Annotated in this window: 5 protein-coding genes and 1 pseudogene; 2 read left to right on the forward strand and 4 right to left on the reverse strand. The window is 61.5% G+C overall.

Features of this window, described 5'->3' with window-relative positions; all coding sequences use genetic code 11:
* Nucleotides 1-245, forward strand: a pseudogene (locus tag AC4D16_RS16925) (hypothetical protein); the annotation flags it as partial.
* A 3-nt stretch (nucleotides 246-248) separates the two neighbouring features.
* Entirely contained in the window at nucleotides 249-728 is a 480-nt protein-coding gene (locus tag AC4D16_RS16930) for a DUF4913 domain-containing protein (protein ID WP_490955857.1), read from the forward strand.
* Nucleotides 729-783: 55 nt separating this feature from the next.
* Here AC4D16_RS16930 and AC4D16_RS16935 read toward each other — a convergent pair whose 3' ends face one another.
* From AC4D16_RS16935 to AC4D16_RS16950, 4 genes are all read right to left on the reverse strand, one after another.
* Complete coding sequence (locus AC4D16_RS16935; protein ID WP_490955858.1) at nucleotides 784-1320, reverse strand: hypothetical protein; 537 nt, start codon at nucleotides 1318-1320, stop codon at nucleotides 784-786.
* 19 nt (nucleotides 1321-1339) lie between these two features.
* Entirely contained in the window at nucleotides 1340-1684 is a 345-nt protein-coding gene (locus tag AC4D16_RS16940; RefSeq protein ID WP_490955859.1) for a histone-like nucleoid-structuring protein Lsr2, read from the reverse strand.
* A gap of 146 nt (nucleotides 1685-1830) precedes the next feature.
* Nucleotides 1831-2040, reverse strand: a complete 210-nt coding sequence (locus tag AC4D16_RS16945; protein WP_490955860.1) for an aldo/keto reductase — start codon at nucleotides 2038-2040, stop codon at nucleotides 1831-1833.
* 281 nt (nucleotides 2041-2321) lie between these two features.
* A complete protein-coding gene (locus tag AC4D16_RS16950; protein WP_490950996.1) occupies nucleotides 2322-2816 on the reverse strand; it encodes an FBP domain-containing protein in 495 nt (164 codons plus the stop codon).
* Nucleotides 2817-3354 lie beyond the last annotated feature (538 nt).

Consider the following 3354-nt stretch of genomic DNA (forward strand, 5'->3'; position numbering starts at 1 on the left):
TCATGCTCGGCTCCGGCTCGCGCGCGGTCCTGCTCCGCACAATCCCGATCAGTGACCGACCGTACGCGGCGAAGATCGCCGCGGTCGAGGCCGCGCGCCTGAACCCACCGGCGCCGACACCGGCGCCAGTCCTCGTACCCGAACCGGTCGTGGCACCGGTGACAGAACCGGTCACAGGGTCAGTGTCACAGTCGGTGGCCCGGACCGGCGGCGGGAACCGCTGGTCGAGCATGGTGAAGGAGTAACCGGTGGACGTGCAGTCACCCTTTGACGCCGGCAACGAGTTCGACCAGCTCATCCAGGCACCATCCGCAGACGAACCCGAACCCGACAGCGATGATTCCGACGAGCCAGATGCTGCGAGTGCTGAACCGTCGACGTACTTCCCGAACCTCGAGGTGTTCGTCACGGAGTACCTCGTGCACCACTACCCGCGCCCTGTGGATCCGATGGGCCATCAAAAGGAGTTCACCTGGTGTGCCAGCTGGTGGGCGCACATCGAGGCGGTGAGCCGCCTCAACGCCCTCTGGAGGGCCTGGGAAACCCTGAGGCTCGATCCCGGCACTGGCATGTCCGACTGGTGGAGGATCCACGCCGACCCCACGATGCGCGCACTGTTCTACACCAACGGACCCTTCAAGGGCTGCACCATCGCCAAACACGCCCCGACAGCTACGGCGCTGCCGGTGGTGGCTGCGCCGCCGGCTCTGTTCTCAACCCCTGACTAACCCGCACGCAGAGATGAGGGGAGACCCTGAAGTTTTTTCGTCTTCTGTGCGAGGTTCAGCGTAGGGCGTTGAGGGTGCGGGTGAGCTTGTCGGGGTTGGGTACGTCGAAGAATCCGATGCCTTGGTCCTGTCCGGCACCGAGGATACCCATGCCGGTGTTCTGGTCCATGGTGTAGCGGTTGCTGCCGAAGGTCACTGTGGCGTGGGTGTTGTTCCGTGCGTGTTTGGTGCTGACGGTCACGCCGTGGATGGGAGCGTCTTGGTAGGAGCGGTCGCCGGTGGACACGATGGCCCGGCTCTCGGTCAGCCCGTACACGGTGAAGCGTTTGCGTCGGCTCTTGAAGATGAAGCGGCCGATGATCAGGTAGAGGCCCATGAGGACGAACGGGATCCCGAAGAGGATGAAGACGGGCTGAGCATCTGACGTGATGACCTGGTATTCCCAGTACAAGGCGAATCCACCCCAGAGCAGGCTGAAGGGGATGAGGAAGAGGTCGGCGGGGGAGAAGTGGACCTTCGGGTCCGGCCGGCCTGTCCAATGCAGGGTCTCATCGGGGCGCAGCAGTGGTTCCAGTCGTTTCCGCTCGTCCATGGAAGGGTTCCGCTGTCCCTTACTTCTGGGCTTCGTTGTACGCGTCGATGATGGTTTGGTTGATGCGGCCCCTCGAGCTGGGGTTGTACCCGTTTTCCTGCGCCCAGGCGCGGATCTGCTGGGTGTCTTCGCGCTTTGAGCGGCTAGCTGTCCCGCCTGCCTTAGTAGCGTTCGGGCTCCGGCGTCCAGTGCTGGCCTTCCGTCCTTTCTCCACGTATTCGAAGAGGACGGAGCGCAGTTTCGAAGCGTTCTCGGTGGTGAGGTCGATCTCGTATTCAGTACCGTCGAGTCCGAACCGTACTGTTTCGTCTGCTGTCTCACCGCTGAGATCGTCAACCAATTCAACTTGCACGCGCTGCGCCATTGTTCACTCCTGCTCTAAGTTGTCCGGCCCCACCTAGCTACCGTATCGGTGTTCACCTGATCTGAGAGTCTCGCTAGGTGTTCCTTCACTTGGCTATGCAGCGTCCTCGCCGGTGACAGGTAGGCGAAGGGCAAAACGCCTTTGGATCAGGGTTCGGGGATGGTGAGGTCCCACGTCGAGGGGTCGACTTCGTCGGGGTCGGGTCCGCCGCGTACTCCGCGGTCGAGTGCGTCGATCGTTGCAAGCTCCTGGTCGGTCAGGGTGAAGTCGAAAACATCGATGTTCTGCGCAATTCGCTGCGGGTTTGTCGATTTAGGGATCGCGAAACGGCCTTGCTCAAGGTGCCAGCGCAACATGACCTGCGTGGGTTTTCCCGTGGTCGGCAGCGATCCGCTTGAGTATCTCGTCCTCCAGAACACTCGAACGCGGAGTGCGGGTGGCATTCGCGGCGTCGATTCCTGTACCTGCTGACTTGTCGTCGCATACCTGATGCTCCTCCGGGTTCATAGCGACGTTTGTAACCGGTGTAGCCGCACAGCGCCATGAGAACTTCTGGATTGGCCCGCGGGAGAAAAGAGCCCCGACGGAGGAACAGGGCGAAAGGCCCAGCCAAGCCCGCCGGAGCTCTATCCCGTAGCTACTGCTGCCGTACCCGCCCGACGAACTTTTGCGCGCGTTCCTGTAGTTCCTTTACCTGCCGCAGAACCACGAGCGCCGGGTCAAGGTGAATCTCGCTCGCCGGCGGTTCCTTGCGCACGTTTGAAGAGCAGATAAAGTCCGCGCAGATGAGTGTGCCGACGGTATTGCCGTTGCGGCCGGATTGGCCAGCCCGGCGGGCGACCCACAGCAGGACGTCCTCCTTGGAGTGAACGTCGCGGCACAGGTCGCACAGGACCGAACGGTTTCGGCGAGGACCTCCCTCGGGTGCCCTGAGCAGGATAGACGTCAGCCCTTGATCGGTTGGCAGCACGAGGTAGCCGCGTAACGGCATTTTTTCGTCACGCCAGCCGAGTAGGTCAAGGTTTGCCCAGTCCAGCGCGTCAAGGTCTTTGGGCGGAGTGAGTTTTGCGGTCTCAGACCGGGTGGCATTGATGAAGGACGAACGAATGTCTTTGATGGAGAGGGGGTGCATGAAGAATCGCCTTTGCCGTGGATGAGGCTCGAAAATGATCGGGCTTTGCCAGCGGAGGCCATGCGGTATCCCGAATCCAGGCGTGCGGTGTCGTCAACGCGTTGGTTGGGAGGATCAGCTCTCGGAGCTGTCTGCTGCGCATAGGGAGGCCGGCATCGGCCGGGGCGCACAGAGGGCCCGAAGGGCCACCCCGCTCACCATGGCCATACCGTTCCCGAAGGTTTGCAGCATGTTCATTCATCCTCGTTATTCGACGCTTAGTGCGCTCATTGTCTCAAGAGGTGTGTCGTGGACGCAAAAGCAACAGCTTCACCGACCGGATGACCACCACATAGACGGACGAAAGCGCCCCGATGCGATCGCGCCATGAGCTGGTTCTTTCGGCTCACATCAAGGCTCCGGACCTTCACCGTATGTTGTTGCTGACACCGCGGTTTGAATCAGTGCATGACAGCGTTGCGTGAAGTACGGCGCACGGAACACCGCACCGACTTGAGCCTGTTCCTTGCACATGGTTTCAACTGGTCCCGTACCAGAA

Source organism: Arthrobacter sp. TJ-236, from assembly GCF_058269235.1.